The organism is Pseudanabaena sp. CCNP1317 (genome assembly GCF_034931345.1).
In the GTDB taxonomy this organism is placed as follows: Bacteria; Cyanobacteriota; Cyanobacteriia; order Pseudanabaenales; family Pseudanabaenaceae; genus Pseudanabaena; species Pseudanabaena galeata.
The window spans coordinates 1-18,769 of sequence record NZ_JAYGIF010000025.1 but is presented as its reverse complement, the minus strand read 5'-3'; the positions used below and the strand labels follow the sequence as shown (position 1 = coordinate 18,769).

General features: G+C 42.5%; 13 protein-coding genes. 6 read left to right on the top strand and 7 right to left on the bottom strand.

Annotation, left to right across the window (positions count from 1 at the left end):
- On the bottom strand, nucleotides 1–2,862 hold the full coding sequence (locus VB775_RS09095; protein WP_281009995.1) for a DUF1156 domain-containing protein: 2,862 nt from the start codon (nucleotides 2,860–2,862) through the stop codon (nucleotides 1–3).
- Between the two features lie 86 nt (nucleotides 2,863–2,948).
- Between VB775_RS09095 and VB775_RS09090 the strand changes: the two genes are divergently transcribed.
- Together VB775_RS09090 and VB775_RS09085 are read left to right on the top strand one after the other, a co-directional pair.
- Nucleotides 2,949–3,203 (top strand): ribbon-helix-helix domain-containing protein, encoded by a 255-nt coding sequence (locus tag VB775_RS09090; RefSeq protein WP_281009996.1) that lies wholly within the window; start codon nucleotides 2,949–2,951, stop codon nucleotides 3,201–3,203.
- Between the two features lie 5 nt (nucleotides 3,204–3,208).
- Nucleotides 3,209–3,574, top strand: coding sequence for a type II toxin-antitoxin system PemK/MazF family toxin (locus tag VB775_RS09085; RefSeq protein ID WP_281009997.1), 366 nt, complete (start codon nucleotides 3,209–3,211; stop codon nucleotides 3,572–3,574).
- A gap of 61 nt (nucleotides 3,575–3,635) precedes the next feature.
- On the opposite strand, the gene VB775_RS09080 is transcribed toward VB775_RS09085, so the two are convergent.
- Nucleotides 3,636–4,064: a hypothetical protein gene (locus VB775_RS09080; protein ID WP_281009998.1), complete on the bottom strand. Its 429-nt coding sequence runs from the start codon at nucleotides 4,062–4,064 to the stop codon at nucleotides 3,636–3,638.
- The gene (locus VB775_RS09075) at nucleotides 4,064–7,288 is read right to left on the bottom strand and encodes an ATP-binding protein (RefSeq protein WP_281009999.1); all 3,225 of its coding nucleotides are present in this window, start codon (nucleotides 7,286–7,288) and stop codon (nucleotides 4,064–4,066) included. The genes VB775_RS09080 and VB775_RS09075 overlap by 1 nt, the downstream gene beginning before the upstream one ends.
- Nucleotides 7,289–7,450: 162 nt before the next feature.
- Here VB775_RS09075 and VB775_RS09070 point away from each other — a divergent pair, with 162 nt between their 5' ends.
- The gene (locus VB775_RS09070; protein WP_190577352.1) at nucleotides 7,451–7,942 is read left to right on the top strand and encodes a hypothetical protein; all 492 of its coding nucleotides are present in this window, start codon (nucleotides 7,451–7,453) and stop codon (nucleotides 7,940–7,942) included.
- 48 nt (nucleotides 7,943–7,990) lie between these two features.
- Entirely contained in the window at nucleotides 7,991–8,653 is a 663-nt protein-coding gene (locus tag VB775_RS09065; protein WP_281010000.1) for a hypothetical protein, read from the top strand.
- A 537-nt stretch (nucleotides 8,654–9,190) separates the two neighbouring features.
- On the opposite strand, the gene VB775_RS09060 is transcribed toward VB775_RS09065, so the two are convergent.
- The 4 genes from VB775_RS09060 to VB775_RS09045 all read right to left on the bottom strand — a co-directional run bounded on the left by VB775_RS09060 (nucleotide 9,191) and on the right by VB775_RS09045 (nucleotide 14,985).
- Nucleotides 9,191–9,580, bottom strand: coding sequence for a hypothetical protein (locus tag VB775_RS09060; protein ID WP_190401358.1), 390 nt, complete (start codon nucleotides 9,578–9,580; stop codon nucleotides 9,191–9,193).
- On the bottom strand, nucleotides 9,562–10,341 hold the full coding sequence (locus tag VB775_RS09055) for a ParA family protein (protein ID WP_190401359.1): 780 nt from the start codon (nucleotides 10,339–10,341) through the stop codon (nucleotides 9,562–9,564). Before VB775_RS09055 ends, VB775_RS09060 begins: the two co-directional genes overlap by 19 nt.
- A 158-nt stretch (nucleotides 10,342–10,499) precedes the next feature.
- The gene (locus VB775_RS09050) at nucleotides 10,500–13,709 is read right to left on the bottom strand and encodes a hypothetical protein (RefSeq protein ID WP_281010001.1); all 3,210 of its coding nucleotides are present in this window, start codon (nucleotides 13,707–13,709) and stop codon (nucleotides 10,500–10,502) included.
- Nucleotides 13,710–14,205: 496 nt separating this feature from the next.
- On the bottom strand, nucleotides 14,206–14,985 hold the full coding sequence (locus VB775_RS09045; protein WP_281010002.1) for an HAD family hydrolase: 780 nt from the start codon (nucleotides 14,983–14,985) through the stop codon (nucleotides 14,206–14,208).
- Nucleotides 14,986–15,213: 228 nt separating this feature from the next.
- On the opposite strand from VB775_RS09045, the gene VB775_RS09040 reads away from it, so the two are divergent.
- On the top strand, nucleotides 15,214–15,429 hold the full coding sequence (locus VB775_RS09040; protein WP_281010003.1) for a hypothetical protein: 216 nt from the start codon (nucleotides 15,214–15,216) through the stop codon (nucleotides 15,427–15,429).
- Between the two features lie 14 nt (nucleotides 15,430–15,443).
- A partial coding sequence (locus VB775_RS09035) for a hypothetical protein (protein WP_416235813.1) occupies nucleotides 15,444–18,769 on the top strand: 3,326 nt, incomplete at its 3' end.

The window sequence follows — 18,769 nt, the reverse complement described above, 5'->3', positions numbered from 1 at the left end:
CTAGTCCTCCTGTAATTCTGTTGTATCAAAATCTAAACCCATCTGACCACTTGCATAGTCAATCTCTGGCTGCACATAACTAACTTGGGCTTTAATCTCATCCATAGCTAGCCAGAGGTCGGCAAGGGCTTTCTCTTCGGGGATGCGTTTGCGCGGATCGCTGATGTGAGGGATGACGCGCAGGGCTACCTCCCATGCTCGCATAAACATCTCATTGCTGAGTAAGCCTGTGGCTTTCATGAAGCGGCGGACGGGTTCGATGGTTTGTTCTTCGAGGTAGATGGCGATAATTGCGTGCAGTCCATCGATGAGGTAACGGGCGGAAAACTCATTGTCAACGAGGGAGAAGGCGTGTTTTTTGTAGCGTTGATCGGGGCTGAGGAGTTTGCAAGTGCCGCTTTTGATGTCTAGGAGTTTGTAGGTTTTACCGAGGTCGGCAACATTGAATCCACCAACGGCGAGGGCAAGCTGTCGGGCATCATCAAAGGGAAATTCACGGGCTTGGAAGGCATCCCAAGCGAGGAAATACCATTGTGTCAGTGGGTCAAATCCTGCGGTGTCGGTTTGGGCAAGTTTGCGGAAGCGGTAATTGGCTACAGCTTTACGGGCTTCGGCAAAGGCGACTTCGGGGCGAACTTCTACGCCTGTGCTATCGAGGATGGGATAGTTGCGGGAGAAGACATTGAGGGCAGGACCAAAGGCGCTGAGATAAAGGTCGATGCCTTGAATCTCGTTGGCTTCAAATTCGGGGGCGCGTTGTTCGACAAGGTTGGCGACTTCGGGGCGGAGGTCATCCCACCATGCTTGTCCTGCGTTGGGGTCGCGTTTGCGGCAAATGAGTAAGACGGTACTAGAGACGCTATTTTTCTGGGCTTGATGCAGGTTTTGCGGGTTTTCGGTGCTGACTGCCCAACTTGCGGTTATTTCAAATCCTGCGACGATTAGGGATTGAGCAAGGACATCCCATGCGCCAGAGTCTTTGTGATTAAACTGCACAGTCATTACGCCGTTGTCTTTGAGAACTCGATAATATTCACCAAAGGCGCTTTGCATTTTAGCTTCATAGTCGCGATCGGCGAGTTCTTTAGGGCTAATTCCCATATCTCGAAAACGGGAGGGATTGGCGACTGCTTCTCGGTCTTTGTCTGTGAGTTCCATCCAAAACAAATCAGGAAAGATATCGCCTAAGATTCTCTTTTGCCAAACATAGAAAAAATCAGACATTTCTGCATATTGAATCGTTCCGTAATAGGGCGGATCAGTAACAACGGCATCAATAGACCGATCAAGAATGTGTTGTAGGTTATCGGCAGAAGAAATGTTTATTTGAACTAATTGTGAGTCATTGTTTTGTGGAGAAAAATTAGGTAGACAAACAGATTTACTTAAATATTCACACAAATCTGTATAGTCTTTTTGAAGTATCTGTGAGTATGTCCTCCAAAGCCTATGGCTGCCTGACATTTCATAATAATTCCACATTAAGTTTAATGAATGCTGTGCAGAAGCTCCCATAAAAGACATATTCGATGCAGAACTCCAATGTCCAAGCCTTGAATTTTTATCGATACATCTACTAAAGGCTAAACCCAAGTATGTACAGATGGAAGAAGCTCTATCTGACTCACAATCAGCCTGTATTAATTTTTTGGCTTCGTTGATTATTTTTACATAAGTAACAAGAGTTAGAAGTTGTCTTGGATTGAAAAAGTTTTTCCAATTTCCTAGACCTAAATCTGCGGTTGCATTGCGCTCATGTACTTGATGGCTCCAAGGAATCTCAATATCTGGAATCAGATAACTTTCATCCGAATTTTCAATTTCTTTTAATTTCTGTTCTGCTAATGAGATTCCATATATATCTTTTTCTTGTGCAATTCTAAACTCTAAACCTCCCTGCCTCCTCTTAAAAGCAACAGCATACAGTTGATGTCCTAATCCATCATTTTTGGCTTGATTTTTTACAACTTGATCCTCAATAACTGACCCACAATTAGGACATTTACCAACACCTCTAGATATTGTTGTATGTTCTTCAGGGTTGTACTCTTTCCCACTCTCAGTTACGATATTCGTCCCTTTACCTTTCTTTCCTCTTACTAACTCAAAATCCACACACTTATTATTCAAGTTAGGAATTAGTCTCACAGCACAAATTGAGCCTTTTTTGATTGAAGCAGGGGATTTATCTACCCACCAACTGGGACTTAAAGGCACAACTGATTGACAATTTCTACAGATCACACTGTGCGCCCAAAAATATGCTTCTACCTTCTCCCCATCCTGAGACGGGAAAAAATCACTTAGCCGCTTCTCTGCCTCATCACCAACCCACTTCACCCACTTATCAATATCCTCTTGCAACGCCGCCCCAAACCGTAACGGAAACTCGATCGCCGCCTTCATCGTCACCACCGCCACAGGATTCAAGTCAGACGCAAACACCCGCAACCCATACCGCGCCGCCTCAAAAGGTATCGACCCACCCCCCGCAAACGCATCCAACACCGCAGGAGTCTTATTTCCCCACATCTGCTCACAAAGTTCCTGCACCCGCTTCACCCTTTCAGGAGTTGGCGGCGTTTTATATAGCCTTGTGCGTTGATGGCGATTGCTTTTCTCAGTCTCACTTTCATTTGCCCTAGCCATATCTAAGCCTAGCAAATACTCAAACTCCTCCATGCTGACATCCGCAGGCAACAGCGAACCCAACACACTTGCCCGACTAAACGACAACGGCTTCCGCGAATACCACCGATGCAAACCCTTAAACGGATTGCCTCCATTCTCATAGTAAACCTGCTCATTCAGCAGCTTCACAGGCATAATCTTTTCGATAAAAACTGGTTTGCGATCGGTCATAAGAATATTACAAAAAGTATGATAAATTATATGATAAAATATGCGAGACAAGTAAGTCTTTAGATTTTTATTTTTCCTCTGCCCTTATGAATCAATTACAAGGAAAGCAGCGCGTTACAGTCACCATTGATGCCAAATTACTCAGTGCAGTAGATCGGCTATCCCAAAATCGCTCGGCGGCGATCGAAGAAGCTTTACATTTATGGCATAGGCAACAAATTGAAGACCAACTGCAAAGATTCTATACAAATCGTAATTCCCATAGCCTTCAAGAAGAAGAACAATGGGCGCAAGCAACCCAAGATAATGCGATCGCTAGTTGGGAAAATGAGGGATCTTAGCAACTATGAGTGATTTCCCGCAGCAAGGCACAATCTATTTAGCCAAAGCACTAAAGCAAGCAGGTGACACCAAAAAACGCCCCGTTCTTGTTGTCTCTGTAGATATCCGCAATCGCTATGCTTCAACAGTTTTAGTAGTGCCATTCTCATCAGATGTTGCCGCCTCAGCAGGTAATCCTTGCCGCATTCTCATCCCTGCTGGCACAGGCGGTTTAGAGAAAGACTCAGTAACTATGGGCGATCTAATTACCACTGTGCAGAAAAGTTATTTAGAACGCGGTCCCTATGGCAACATTGATAGTAAGTTGCTTCAGCAGGTACTACAAGGCGTACAGGTTGCTATGGGTATTTATGAGGAACAAAGAGGGTGATAGTTCGTAATGACGATTTTCCCGACGCTCTAGACAAATTATTGGCAAAAGCTGATTTTATCTAATCTCCCAACAACACCCGAATCGCTTTAAGAGCATTTCTTTTAGACCCGTTGGACACCTTAGCAAACCAATAATGTGCCTCCTCATTACTCATCGCCGTCACACCATTAGCAATATTGGCGATCCTCCCTTCCTTCGAGAGTGGCTGTACCGTCTGAAATAGCAAAGCCAAGCTTACCCCTGACTGTTCATCAAGGACATAGGGCGCTTGGCGATCGCATTTCAAAGTTTTTGGATCGTACTTATTTGCTTTCAATGCAGCATAGATCGCCTGTCTGGTTAGTACCAACGCATTACCCTTGAGCTTACCGATTCGCTTTGCCGCAGGGCGCTTTTTCTCACCTGCTTGCTTGTAGGCACATTGGTATAGCTCCAAAGCAAAATTATTGTTATCTGTGGGAACAACCCTTAGTTGAAACTCTTGCATTAGTAACTTACCCTCGCGGTTAGAGATAGGCGATCGACAGGATTACGCAGTAAAGCTTGTTGTAAGATTACTAACTCATTACCATCGGGCGCGATCGCAGGTTCAAAGGTAAATGTTAGCTTGAGACTCACATTAGCTCTAACTCCCTCAGTATTTAAAAGAGCATTAACAGGATTCAAGAAACCTTGAAACCCACGCAATCCACCTTGATAATCTAAACGCACAAATTGCTTGTCCATCTGAATAGTTGCCTTCTGGTCAATCTCAAATGTAAGTTTACCGAGCAACGGGAAAGATGTCGTAATCTTGCGATAGTCCATCACTTGATCGACCGTAATTTCGATACTCTGAATGTTTTTAACCTTGTAATCAGAACAGCGATCGCTAAATCCTGTAAACGCAGCATTGACCGTTCCAGACAGATCAATCATTTCAGGCTTTACTTCAAAAATTGAAGGTGCATCATGTCCATTTGTAGCTGAACCCTTACCAGTTGGAGTTTCATAGGAAATGATCGCGGCTCTAGTTTCCTGCTCTGCGGTTTCTCCATTGCCATAGTCTGCCACAATTTTAAAAATCGTGGTTTGATTAATTTGCGCCTGATGATTGTCTGATGGTAAAAATTCACCAGCGATCGGTATCCCATCTTGATAAATCCTTACTGATAAAGCACCCTGCGATCGCCAGCGTAAATTCACAGTTTTTGCTAATTCACTACTGGGCATCACCTGAGCAGACAACTCGATCGCACGCGGCTCAGGTTGCTTGAGGATGCCACGCCGATATAATTCCATGCGCTCGGAAAATTCAATTGTGTCTGGCAAACTTGGCAACTTGCCATCATCACCACGAATATAAACCTTAGTCCCAACCTTTAAATCCCATTGACCTTCCTGTATCCCTTTACGGACGGTTTCTCTTAGTTTGGGAATATCCGCATCAAGCAACATCTGTAACCCTAGATTTTTGGCAAATTCTTCTTTTAAAGCTCTTGTTGTCCAATGGTCTATTCCTGCTAACCAAACCTTTTGCAGAATGTAAGCAGGGGCAAATGCACCCGCATCTTCTAAACGAATTTTTTGACAATCCTTTAAAGACTTGAGAATCACATCCTGTTGATTTTTATTGCCTTTGACATCACTTGATGATTCCGCAGGCAAAGTGAAATGCAGCAATCCTTTCGGTGCTTTGACTGGATCGTTAGTTGGATAAAAAAGATGGCGATAGGTATTAGTTAAGGCAACTCTTACATCTAGGTCTTTGATACCACCTCTTTCACGCAATTGCTTGCGCTGATTTTCTGATAAGTCCTCTTGGCGATTTGGTGACTTCAAAATGTTTTGAATCGCAAGATGCTCCTTTGTAATATCGATCGCCCGATCTAATTCCTGCTTATTTGCCACCAAGAAAAGCAACCGATTACGAAATGTGCGGAACTTACCAGACTCTCCAGTATTATTAAAAATTTGCTCAACGAGATTAGGTGCAACATCGGTTGAAGCATTCACGGTTCCTTGGTCAAAGTCAATTACACAAAGAGCAATATCATCAGGCTTATCGTCAACATCGCCCGAACTCTCAGGACTAGCAACTAAGGTAAAGACTTTGTTGGCAAAGATACTATCGCGACGCGATCGCAGATGGTCTTTCGCTGTGAGATTGCCAATCTGTTCTTTCTCTTCCGCAATAATTTTATTGATCGATGGTTCTTCTTTAAAACGTGCGATCGTCGTAATCGGATCGATATCCAGATACCATGCCACGGTCGTTAATCGATCTAACACAGGGTCAATATAACTAATCTCAACTTGAGGCATCAGCAAAGCTAAATTTAGCTCGGCGCGGCGGATACCTGCGGATGTACCTTGATTAATGGAATGCAAGAAGATTGTTCTCGCTACCCATGTTGCAAAGGGAGACTTACCTGCTGCCTCCCACTCTTGGTCGTGTATTTGAGCATGGGCAAGCTTCCCATCAGTATTAAAAATATCAGCCTGAATTGGGCTTCGCATCAATGGACGCTCTAATCGTGACGTAAATTCACTGGTCACACCTTCATCTAAACCAATGGGAATATGGTGTGGATGAATCATTGGTATCCATACCGACATATCTTGCCAGAGATGCCTTACCACCATTGCAAGTAGTCGCAATGCCCCTCTTGTACGCTGGAAATTGGGAATAGATGCAATTTTTTTGGTTAATAAGTCAAATAATTCTGGCGAAAATGGATAGCTGGACTGCAATACTTGAGCATGGTTCGCATCTTTGCACCCATCAGGTAGATTTAGGCGACTGGATTTATAAACGCTTAAATAATCCTTTGCCGCAATATCAGCAGCTTTATCGTTAATACTTTGAAAAATCCTCTGCTTAACAATGTTGTAGATTTCAATATCTGTGCTGGGACTAAGTACCCGTTCTTGTCGAGCCGACGTTTGCAATGCTTCTTTTAGATCGTTGGTTTCTGCGCCAAAGGTATCGGATATCGAAGCTAGAGTGTAGACAAATACAATGTTGTTACAAGCTGCTGTTAAGTCCATCAGTGTAAATAGAAATGCAACGACTTGTTCAGATAGATCGCTTTTTCCCACGGCGATCGCTTTAGCACGTCGCAAATATTGAGCAATTTCATCCAGAATGATTACCGTCGGTTCTTTTTTGGTCAGCTTTTCGATGACCACTGTTCCTGGACTAACTTTCTGCTCATCCGAACCTCTAAGCAAGCTATAGCCTTCTACCCCGCCAATTTGATAAGCAATTTCACCCCACAGTGTATGTACTCTTATCCCTGACTCTTCATGCAATACACCATTTACTGGGTCAAGGTCTTGACAGGCGATCGCAGCAACTTGAATTGGGCGATCTGGAATAATTGTAATGTCATTTACAAATCTATCTAACCCACTTATTTGTCTTCCATTTTTCGCAATATGCCAAATCGCGATTTCATCGTGGGTCTTACCTCCTCCAAAACTAGTTTCTAAGCGAATTACTGGTGAACCTGTATCTGCACCTGTTAAACGCCCAAACACTTCGGATATCAGAGTCTTGAGTCCATTTGTCGGAAAAGTATTCGCGAAAAATGTATTTGGATCTTGATAAACTAAGGGCGCATTACCATCCACCACTTGCTTTAATTTTGCAGCAAATACATCCTCTGATAAGTTACCGCCAAGCACCTCATCGCGTGGTACACAGGTTTCAAAAATAGATCGGAGCATAGATTCAGTAGTGCAAGATATAGTTAACGATTGGTAGGCTTTTAGCTGTATATAACAATATGTATTCATAACACACTTGTTTCCTAGCATACGCTAACTGAGCTTAAACCTCACATCTGAGGAAGCCTTAGCGATTTCTATTAGGTTATTTCTGTCCTAAATATGACTAAAAGTATTCCAGAGAAATGTAAGAAGTGTGCAATGCTTTCGGCGACTCAGGCTCAAGAACTTCATGGTGAGTTAGGCGATCGCTGTTGGAATCCTGCTGTTTGCTATAGTCGCCGCTCCTATGCTCGTCATCGAGATCGCCGTAATCTGGTTCGCGCTCATAAACGTGGTGATTCTGATGAAAGTTTAGTTGTGAATATTGATGAGTTTGCGTCAGTATATTGGGCTGTGCTAGTGGTTTATCGGCAGGCAGGAACGGATACGCCGATTCATGCAATCGCGGCGCAAGTATGGAAAGGGCAAGAAAAGTTTGCGGCGGTTCCACCAATTCACTGTGCGGGGATGGTAGCGACTCAGGTGCATACATATGTGCAGAAAGTATTGGTTTTGCTAGAGTCAAATTATGGGATTAAGAAATTCGCTAGCCAAGAACGTCTCGATCCTTGGCTTTGCCCTTTGCGTCCTTGCCCTTGTCATCCTACCTAATTGGGTTTGTGAGCGTTTCGCAATCCCATCAAAACTTCTGGAGAAACTATGCAAGTTAAACAGCTTGAGTTGGATTTGTGGGATGTCCTTTCAACCGCGAGACAAACTCCTGAAGATGCTAATTTATCAATGGTGTTTGAGCTTTTGGATCTGACTCTGGTTGATCTCGATACGCGATCGCAGCTACGAGTAGCAGGAGAAGCTGTATGTCAGATTGCTGATTTGTTTTGCGATCGCTCTAGCTCTTTATTTGAGGAGTTACATTCTCGTGCAGTAAAGGGCGAACCGATCATGGCTGATGAGGCTTTTGATCGTTATGTGCGTCAGTCTATGGTGGTGGATTTTGAGCAGTTTATTGAGCATTTAGAAAGTTTACCTAGAAAGGCTCCCGAATATGCAAAAAATGGTAGTTCGATTGTTGGCGCAATTGATAAGGAGGTTTTGATTCAATCTTTGGCGCAGGAAAGTTTGCTTAGTTTTGAGGAGGAATTTGAGCGGGCGATCAGTACGGCTCATGCTGAAGATGTTTCGTCTTGGATTGAGGCGATTGCTTATTCGCTAAAGATTAATGATTTACCTATGCGTTTACTGGCTTTACACGATAGTTTGCAATTGCCCATCGTCGAGATTTGGCTAGGTTTACTTTTAGGTAATTTCAAACTGGAGCAAAAAGGCACTTTCTATAATTCAAACGAAATTTGGATTGGCTAAACTACATCTTGAAATCATTATATGATGACACCAAGATGTAATTATATGATTATTTTTTAAGCTTTTTAGTCAAAAACTTCTCATCAAATATGCGCTTAAATCTGACATATATTTATCAGATCTAATTTAGGAGAATTGCCAACACTCCAACAATGTTGTTCAATCTCAACCACAAATATTTATGTAATGACTACAAGATATAATTATATCTTGTAGTCATTACATAAATACACCAAGATATAATGAAACCTTTATGTATTTATAGGATTCGCAGAAAGGGCGCAACATCTATTTGATAGTCCGCTACTGCCTAAGCATTCTGGCTTTTGTTAATTCAGGTCATAATCCTTGAGTGAATTCGATGAAAGGGATACTAGATAAAGTTTTTGTTAATTTTAGAAGGTATTGGATGAAGATAGCACCCCAGAAAAAGTCAAGACACTAAAAGTCAGTAAATTCAGACAGCATTTATATAATAAGTTAAACATATAACTAAGTCTTGATATAAATATGTAATGACACCAAGACTTAGTTAGGTTAGCGTTTTAAATTTTTAATCGCACTTTCAGATCGTAATAAGATACCTTGCTTACGTCTATGATCATTGATTGCAGTTGCTTGCTGAGAAATTAATTTCATAACTTCTTCGTTTTGCTGGCAAATTTCCCATGCTGCTTCTATAAAAGCATCCTTAGTAATACCTTGCTCTGATTTCAAGTTATTTAATGCTTTATTGATTGATTTTCGGAGTCTAACAGTAGAGGCTACTTTTTGTTCTTCATGGTCTGTTATCGGCTGTGTTTCCTGAACCTCAATAAATTCCTGATTGTTACTAATATTATTAACCTCACTACCAATTGAGGTATCTCGATGCACTTTAGGACGTTTACTACGTCTCAAAAAATCTTCTATTTCTGCGGCACACATAGTTCTAAGTCCTCAACTACTTGAATAAAGGGGTGTTCCAAATCTCTATATCCAATTTCAGAAAGTGTTTTACCGTTATCCATCGCTTGTTTATGTCGTTCAGACTGCAAAATTGATGAAAAGACTCTGAGTTCTTCTTCGATAGCAGTAGCTTTGATGAGAGTCGTTGCTTTCTTGCTCGTAGTTGTTTGGTTTGCCCCAACCCACACATCTTTAAACGGTAGCACGCCCAAAATATCGCCATTGAGCAATTCAATGTCCTTCAACTCAGCAATTGTGTCAATAGTTCGTAGTAGGGATTGAACTCCTTTGATCGTACACTCGCAGGAAATAAGCAGTTTATTAGCTGCGCCCATACAAGAAATACACAATTGAGATCGCTGAGGAGGTGAGTCAATGATACAGAAGTCAAATAGATCATTGAGCGGTTTAAGATACTTACGAAGCATGAGACCACCCATGCCAGAGTCAGCTAAATGTTGCTGAATTTTATCTAAGCCATCATCACTAGGTATCAAAAATATATTGGGCGCTTCTAACTGATAAACAGCTTCAATGGGTTTTACAACTCCCTTTAGAACTTCAAATAAGCTCGGCTCATCTTGCTTGGTTTGATGTCTTGAGTAAAGTGTTAGAGAGCTTTGTGGATCGCCATCTACTAACAAAACCTTGTACTTGGCTGCCAGCATCCGAGCTACAAAGTAAGCGCAGCTTGTCTTACCCTGCCCACCAGCTAATGAACATATTGTTAATGTAATCATATAATGATGTGATTAGTTTTTGGTGTCATTACTAGATGAACCAATATATAATTACACCATTACATAAATAAAGCAATAGTGACATCCATGAATCTATAAGTCATTGAGTTATTTACTTGTAAGATGAGTCAAGCAATCATCTATCAGACCAATAGCTTCTATACAACATAAATAGACAAAACGGAAAGAGATGAGAACAACTTATACCGAGCTGAAGATGAAAGCCTTGTAAGCACGTAACTATGCAAATAAAGAGGGATATGTTCGGTAAAAAACTCAAAAATCCCAGCCAAAGTCTCCTTTATCGGAATCTCTTCAGTCAAAAACAACTCAGTTACACCAGTCCAAAGATCAACAATTTCTAGATCCGCAGGATCAGGAATCAATACCAGATTTTCTTTAGAACATTGGATCAAATTGTTATATAGGCTATCTAATAACAGTTTGATCCAATCAAAATGGTAACGCAGCATCCCGCGCTTAATCCCGAAATACTGACATAACTGGCGTTCTGACGCATTCAACAAATCAAAACCACCATCTGCAACAGCATTAATCACTTGAGCTACCTTAAGCTGCAAAAGCTCCAAATTAGACATCGCCTCCGCAGTAATATCACTAGACTTAATCAGCGTATGGGGCATATCACCCAGATTAAAATCTGACAAAAAGTAAATAACATCACCATTTTGAAAGCGATCGCCCGCCTTACGCCCAAAGCACTGCTGAATCGTAGCCAAAATATGGCGATCAATAAAAGCAGCAAAATCAGGATCTTTATCACTTGGATGTAACCCAGTCATCGCTACATAATCCGCCCGAAGCATGGCGATATTGGCGCAAGGAGTACCCACAATCACAAAGGTTTTGGCATTTTTAAAATCATTGGAACCACGGGAATCACGAAACCAGAAACCATGAGCGTCAGAATTAGCAAACTTTTTAAAATCAATCACCCTAGTCGAAGGATCGATTTCAGTAAGATGAGAAATAATCGCTTGAACTTTAGCTGTCTTCTCCTCACGACGCTGCATCCCCAAACGTCCTAGATTATGTACTTGATAAATCTTTGGCATAACCAATTCATCCGATTGCTTAATCGTATGAACAGGAGCATTGAGGCGCATTGATAGATCCGTGACATCAATCGTGGCATCCAGATAAAGATTAGCTGCCGACCTGTGAGCAATATCACGCAAACGCGAATCAGCCAAAGAAACTGTCAATTTCTCATATTGAATATGTAAATCACCGTGGGAAATAGCCCCAGAGAGAATATCCAAAAACTCTACCAACCATTGCTTCAAAACCTCACGGTCAATCTTTTGCCTAATTTCATCAGCATGGAAAGTAGTTTCTCGTTTTAGCAAAGCATGAAACTTAGCTAACTCGCGCTTATCCTTGCCCTTAGCATTCTCAAACTCAGAATCTGCAATTCCATCAACCGTATCGAGAATTGATAGATCAGGCTTCAGCAACTCAACCAGCAAAGTCGTATCAATAATTTCAGGAATAGCAGACTTAATCCCATGAAAATCAATCCCGTGGTAAGACTTATCAGCCAATAAACCATGCAATTTATTCAGCACATCAATAATTTGCTGTTTATGGTCAAGATTAGAACGAGAAAGCAAAGCGATCGCCTGATCCACATCATTACGATCAACTGAAATCTGGCGCATCGTCGTCAAACTTTCTGAAACTTCTTCCCAGACCAGCAAAGTTTTTGAATAATCAAACTCATCAGGACTAGGTAAACTCATGGGATGAGATCGCAAGATTTTAGAATTAAACGCGATCGCCCTCTGATGTCTAAAGCCAAACCCATCACCCGAACTACCTCGGCAAGCATTCAGTAAAGGACAAGTCTCACAAATGACCTTAGTATCAGCAACTCCTTTATCCCGCAGAGCAGAAATAGCCCCAGTCCGAGAGCAATTCGCCTGAGTATGCACAGACTCACCCGACTTAGCACGGCGCAACTTACCAGATTTATTAGTCAAACCATTGTGACGCGCAGGCAAAATCTCCCAATCCTGCAAAGTTGCTGTGGTGACATTGCGCGAATCATTAGATATATAGATAATCCGTTCAACACCATCAAATAACTCAGGACGCAAACGCCCCGCATCGTAACTTTTGCCCGTACCAGTTGCCGAAGCATCGAGGACATGCTTATGAGTTAATAATGAATCTCGCCAAGTTTCCATCCTTGTCCCAGCCTCATATACAAATTTAGGTAATGTGGGTTGAGGCGATCGCCTTGGGTTGTCAGATTTATTAGCAAAACCATTAGCCGCCTTCTTGGGGAAAAGTTTATCTTTCAACCATTGGAACGGTGAAAACTTAGGCTTGGGCTGGTAATTAGCAATCTGGAAAAACTGCTCAACCGTCAAAAGCTGAATCGCTGCGCCACTAAACAACTCATCAATATCATCATCCGTTTTAGAAACCTGACCCCACCAAAGAACATCAATGGCATAGCCAAGGTCAGCCAGAAAATCGAGATTTTTTTCATGGCGGCGCATCACGGACGGATTAGCAATATCCCCCGCATCGATCGCATATTCCAACCTCGTTAACTCAGGATTAGCCCCAATTGCGTCAAAGTAACTTTGTAAAGTTTCTTTACTAGCGACAAACTGACCACCCGAAGCGCCGATCGCCGCACAACCACGCAACTTAGCAGCAAGATAGGGCTTAACACCTGTACCCTCAACTAAAACTACACGCTGACAATCAACCTGAATATCACCATGAAAAGCTAAAGGCAACTCACCATTTTGTTGCTGAGCAGAGATTCCAAAAGGTTTATGCCAGCGATAGCGTCCTGAATCAGCATCACGTAAACGGATTTGAAAACCAAGAATTTTGCCGTCAGGATTCTTAATTGGCAGAATATAGCCAGAATTAGTTGATTTAGCACCTAAATATTGAATTTCTAGCTCAGATAAGCCACGACTAACTAAATCAGCCCTATCTAAACTATCTAAGTCAAGTTTCTGCAAATAATTTTGATAAAGGCGATCGCGCTGAGATGCATCAGGCAACTTCGCTAACCCATCCCGCTTTGCCTTTTGTTGAGCCATCCGCAGTTTTAAATTTCTGTCACGACGCTCTTGACGATCTGACTCAAATTCGGGGTGCTTTCTAACATATTTTCCTGCAAAGTAACTGCCATTAGTTTCACCCAGATATTTCCAATCAGTCAAATCTGCATCACTGGGATGAGTCATGCACAGAACAAAATCTTGATTATCCGAAGCAATTCGACATTTTCCTGTGATGTCATCGCAGATCGGGCAAGGATTATTTGATTTAGTTGGTGAAAACTTTCGGGAAGAATACTGGTTATTTAGGGAGATCATTATTTTTGACCTCCCATGAGCTTGCCAAGGGAGATCTTTAGATAGATCTCCCTTGGCAAGTTTTGTGACTTTAAAAACATCTAAATTGTCCTGATTGTAAGGTTTGTAGCGATTTCAATCAGGAAATAAACAGACTTTTTGAATTCAGTGCGATAATCAATAATTGCTTTTTGCAAAATTTAAAAAATTTGCAGCAAAAACTGTTGCTAAACTTATATCTTGCGTTAAGATATAAGAAAGCGCTGAACAAAATTGCCGTCTCAAAGCAACATCTGTCCATTCCTGGATATTAAATTTAAAAACCTTCGGGTTTACAAGAAAGCTAGTGATTGGACCCACTGGCTTTTTTGTGTTTGAAGGGGAAAACTAACTAAGTAATCTCCTGTAGATAAAAAACTGCAATTTAAGCATACAGCGATCGCTCTAGATCTGATCTATAAAAGATCAAAAAAAGATCAAAATTTCATAGATATCAGCCTGAATAGGTTTGTCTCACTCACATACTGTCATCTAAGACACTATTTTTGAGCAATAGCGTGACTAACTCTAGGAAGCCAGCAAACTCAGAAGCATGGGTTATGTATTGGGGTAAATGCAGCATCTTGTCCTGATAATGAAGCACATTTGCCACGCCGACCGAGATGGGAAATTTTACAGGATTAAACATTGCCTCGTCATTAGGGCTATCGCCAACAGTTAGCACTTGCTGTGAATTGAGTTCAGGAAAATGATTTTTGAGTACTATCTCTAAGCCAGTTGCTTTATCTTGGTGCGGTGGTTTGATATGACATTGGACATTGCTGTACGTGAAACTCCAACCCATTTGTTGACATTGTGAAGAGATTGCTTGAATATCATCAGTCGATAAATCATTGACATCAAAGGTCCAATCGGAAATACGGAACTGATTATCAGAGGAAGTCTGAAGGTTAGGAAATTTCTGCTTAATGTGGTGGAAAGTATTTTCTAGAAGAATGCGATGTCTAGATATATTGGGAATAGAAGAGAGTAAATCTTGTTGACCATTGGGGTGCAAAAATAAACCACCATTTTCCGCGATCGCCCCATCAACAGGTAAATAATTCACCAAAGCACTGACCCAACCTGCGGAACGACCAGTCACCAATAGGACTTTGATTTCTGCTGATTGTAAATCGAGAAGAGTCGAGATGAAATCAGAAGAAAATTTTCCATTGAGGGTAAGAGTGCCATCAACATCAGAAGCAATTAAACGAATGTCGGACAAATCAGCTTGATTGAGATTGAGCAGAGACATAAAGAAGAAATGAAACTAAAACCAGAATACAGCTAACGTGAGACTATTGGAAAATCTAGCGATTAGCTGATGAAGAAAAAAATACCATTAGCGGAGTATTGACAACTCCAGAATTTGTACGAACAATATTCTCAATGATCAATCCAGAGAAATTGATAGAATGTAATCTCTCGATTACCAATTCCCCTAACCCGTTGTATTCAATCCTATGCACTTAAAGAGGAACCAATGAGAAACAATATCCAATCCAAGATTGACGCAGGCTATACCTACGACGAACTACTGAGCGAAGGACTAGCCAGCTTCGATGATATTGCCCGCTATGAATCACAGTATTCCCTGTATGACGAAGATGCAGAACCAAAGCCCAAAAAGGTAAAAGCCAAACCGAAAACTCAAACAACAATACCAAGTAAAGAAGCAGAAATTGACTTTGAATTTTAGCGAGAAACCATGACATGGAATTTAGACAGATCGACCTGAAGACAGCGCAAGAATTACCCTTGCCGATGAAAACCGTTGAGCATAGCTACCTCGAACTGAAGATTGGCAAAGACATCGAACCGAGTAAACTCGCTGTCGGCAAGATGTACGATGGCATCACCGAAAGAGACATCGAGCGACTGCAAGAGCAAGGACTGTATCTAATTCTTGCCAATGGAAGAACAGCTTACTTTAGCGATCGCGAGATTGCTGAGAAAGTAAGTACAGAAATCTTCACCAATCATAGTGATGCCGTCGCCTATGGCAGCTTGCCCATCTCCGAAGCCAAGACCTCCATATTCAAAGAGCAAGCCAGAATCCTGATCATCGATGATGAAACCCTGAATAAAGATCTAGATACAGGAATCTACCAAGCTGACTGGGGAAATCAACCCATCACCCTTGGTAATGGCATCACCATCAGTGACAAAGCGATGGGACTTATTGCCAGCAAACTCGGAGACTGCTATAGCCTGATCTCACCAGACCTAGCAACCCAACTACAAGCCGAACCAAATCGCCCATTTCAATATCGAGCCGCCATACCTGAGTGGCAGGGTGTCATCAAAGGAACCTGCCGAGCCAGTTTGCTCTGTCAAGCCTTAGCAGTTGATGGAATTATCGCCAAATCAAGCGTCAAAGGCGACAATAAAACCACTAGCACAGGCATCCACGAAGTCAGCCTATTCTGGTCAAGAAAAGAAGATGCTAAATTCACTGAGCAGAAACTAGGTACTCAAGCTCTCGTCTTCTTCCCAGAAGGAGTCCAAGCGGACGTACTGCCCAAGCTCAAAATCAAGGCTGAACGCCTCGCTGAAGCCCAATCCGATCCGCGCAAGATAGCGCAACTGTATATCGAGCGCCATGAAAAGCGCCTACAGCAGAGGCAAGAAGCAACAGGCGATCGCGATAAGATTACCCAAATAATAGAACCAGAACTAGCTCTGGAACTGGGATTAAGCCAACAAGAAAACACAACAGCCAATGAAATTGACCGAGAGCCATTAACTTCACCTAACGAAGAATACCAAGATTGGCTGTATGACATCCTCAAAACAGACCTGATTGAAGGTGGTCATTGTCAGATCTTAGAAATGGAAGACATCGCCAAACGCCTGCGAGAATTCCTGCAAAGTGAATGGCAAGAAGTTGCCACAGGAGGCGTTTACGTCCCCAGTGGTATCGCTCAACCCCACACTCAACTCCAAGAAGGCGAAGTCAGTTTTACGGGACTACCCGATGGAGCCGAAGTTGCCATCTATCGCAGTCCTGTCGCTAATGCTGCCAACTTTGACGTATTTACGAACAACCTCACAGTTCTGCGTGAATTAGATCCTGAAGCCTACAGACAAAAAGGAGTCTGCTATCTCAATCCCAATGATGCGAAACGACTGGTGATCGACTTTGACGGCGATCGCGTGGGGATCATTCCCAGTCAACTGACACCCGAACAGCAAGCCTGTTCCCAGAAAATTATCGAGCAGTATCCAACCCTAATTCAAGAGATTATCGACAAAAATTTGCCAGAGAACAAACCAATTCAAGTTGAGAAAGAAAAGAAAATTCCCCGCGATACTGCCAATGGATTTTCCACCCTAGCTAGTGCAGCCGTAAATGCCGCCGACAACCCCACAGGTAGGGTGGCAAATCTGGGCATGAGGCTAGAAGCATTGCGATGGGAAACTCAATTTATTCCTGAATCTGAAAGCAGCGAATACTTGCAAGGCATTGGCAAACACTTCCAAAAGCTACTTGCGGAAGACCAAGAGCCTAAGAAACCCTTTCGCATTCTCAATGAATCGTGGCGCAATCAGATTGTTGAAATCAGTCAAATCGCCAGTACCATACTCAAACTACCCGAACCAGAAAAAGCATATGCTGTAGCCCAAGGTTTAGCCAAAACCGAGAGACTGCTGTGGCAGTTAGAAAGCCTCGCAGCCGTGAACTTACAACGCGCAGTCGATACTCCCAAAAGTGCCAGAAAAGTCAATGAAGATGAATTTCAATTCTGTCAGAAAGTCGCCAAATACAAACAGGTCGAATGGATTAAAGACAAAGATAACAGCTATGCCTATATCGGTGCTGAAGGCATTAAAACCAATACTCAAGACCCCGTAGGCTGGATGGTGGAACAAGCCAATCAGATTTACAAAGAACATAGTCTGATTGGCGATCGCAATTACAACCGCTTTGACCATATCTTCCCCAAAGACAGCCATACCGCCGCAGATAGTGAATGGGCAAAGGGCATCGCTACGCAATACAACAAGCTCATCTCTGAAGCCGCCGCCAGTCGTAGTCGTCTAGAACATGAAGAAGGCATAGCCCTTACTGCTACTTCTAGCAAAGGCAACAAAATCGAAATCGTCAGTGTGATTAGCACCGACCCCGATGGCGAGTCCCCAATCTGGGAGATGGCAAGGAAAGGAGAAACCGTCGATATCCAGATAACAAAGAATAAGGACTGGAAGACCGAAAAACAATATCCCTATAAAGCCGTCGCCCTAATCGATCAAGACAAAATTGATGTGGGCTTAATCTCCCCAGCCACCTTAGCCGCCTATGGCAAAACCATTGAAAAGGACAAAATCTTCGGCAACCTGAAACTAGAATTCCAACTGGGAATCTCCAAAAATGACGTTGACGACAAATTTGCCGCCGCCGAGAAATATCTAGAAACCCAGAGGGATGCAATTCCAGAAGCTGAACGAGATCGCCGAGCAGCAGCCCTATGGCATAACAACAATCGCGCGATCGCTGGCAAAATGTTTACCCAAGTCGTAGCCAACCGACTGCAAGAATTACAGGTAGAGCAAATCAAAGTAATTGGCTTGCAGTATGAAACCAACGAACTCAAAGATCGACAATGGCAACCCCATGAATCTCTAAATTGCCGAATGGCAATCGAAGGAAATCCCCAAAGTCCCATTTATGAAAAGCGGGTAATTCAAGTCCAGACAGACGACCAATGGAAAAACATGGGCGTTGTCCACAACGACGCAGCCTATATGCCCATTGGCAGTCAGTTCGTCGCAAATATCCATATTTCCGCTAGTAAGAAAGACGCAGACTTAGCGATAGATAAAAATACACTCAAACTACCTGAAATATGGCATGGACTATCACCAGAGCGAGTCAAAGAAGCAGTCAACCTTGACGCAATTGTGCCGCAATGGGGTAGCTACAGGATACGTGTAAAAACCTGCAAGATAGGCTTAAAAGCGTTACCCAGACGAGCTTTGAGAAATCAGTTTAGACTTATAGGGAGAACCACAAAAAGGACAGAAGTGATGCTTGAGCG

Coding starts and splice junctions, on each gene's coding strand:
- VB775_RS09095 (WP_281009995.1), bottom strand. CDS start 2,862: ATGACCGATCGCAAACCAGTTTTTATCGAAAAGATTATGCCTGTGAAG.
- VB775_RS09090 (WP_281009996.1), top strand. CDS start 2,949: ATGAATCAATTACAAGGAAAGCAGCGCGTTACAGTCACCATTGATGCC.
- VB775_RS09085 (WP_281009997.1), top strand. CDS start 3,209: ATGAGTGATTTCCCGCAGCAAGGCACAATCTATTTAGCCAAAGCACTA.
- VB775_RS09080 (WP_281009998.1), bottom strand. CDS start 4,064: ATGCAAGAGTTTCAACTAAGGGTTGTTCCCACAGATAACAATAATTTT.
- VB775_RS09075 (WP_281009999.1), bottom strand. CDS start 7,288: ATGCTCCGATCTATTTTTGAAACCTGTGTACCACGCGATGAGGTGCTT.
- VB775_RS09070 (WP_190577352.1), top strand. CDS start 7,451: ATGACTAAAAGTATTCCAGAGAAATGTAAGAAGTGTGCAATGCTTTCG.
- VB775_RS09065 (WP_281010000.1), top strand. CDS start 7,991: ATGCAAGTTAAACAGCTTGAGTTGGATTTGTGGGATGTCCTTTCAACC.
- VB775_RS09060 (WP_190401358.1), bottom strand. CDS start 9,580: ATGTGTGCCGCAGAAATAGAAGATTTTTTGAGACGTAGTAAACGTCCT.
- VB775_RS09055 (WP_190401359.1), bottom strand. CDS start 10,341: ATGATTACATTAACAATATGTTCATTAGCTGGTGGGCAGGGTAAGACA.
- VB775_RS09050 (WP_281010001.1), bottom strand. CDS start 13,709: ATGATCTCCCTAAATAACCAGTATTCTTCCCGAAAGTTTTCACCAACT.
- VB775_RS09045 (WP_281010002.1), bottom strand. CDS start 14,985: ATGTCTCTGCTCAATCTCAATCAAGCTGATTTGTCCGACATTCGTTTA.
- VB775_RS09040 (WP_281010003.1), top strand. CDS start 15,214: ATGAGAAACAATATCCAATCCAAGATTGACGCAGGCTATACCTACGAC.